At 32.3% G+C, this 269-nt stretch carries 1 protein-coding gene; it reads left to right on the top strand.

The window, feature by feature from the left end; all coding sequences use genetic code 11:
* Window positions 1–269: trigger factor family protein (locus tag GNF10_RS39615; protein ID WP_185607543.1), on the top strand; the 269-nt coding region annotated here is incomplete at both ends.

Consider the following 269-nt stretch of genomic DNA (forward strand, 5'->3'; position numbering starts at 1 on the left):
TTTTTGAGCAACGTTTTGGTGTAGAAGCACTTTATCAAGATGCAGTGGATAATTTATTACCTGAAGCTTATGGTGAAGCAATTGAAGAAACAGAAATTAATCCAGTTGCACAACCAGAAGTTAATGTAACTCAAATCGAAAAAGGTAAAGATTTCATTTTTGAAGCTACAGTTACAGTTGAACCTGAAGTTAAATTAGGTGATTACAAAGGATTAGAAATTGAAAAGCAAGAAACTGACCTTTCTGATGAAGAATTACAAGAATCAATC

It is taken from the genome of Nostoc sp. UCD121 (assembly GCF_014222285.1).
In the GTDB taxonomy this organism is placed as follows: Bacteria; Cyanobacteriota; Cyanobacteriia; order Cyanobacteriales; family Nostocaceae; genus Nostoc.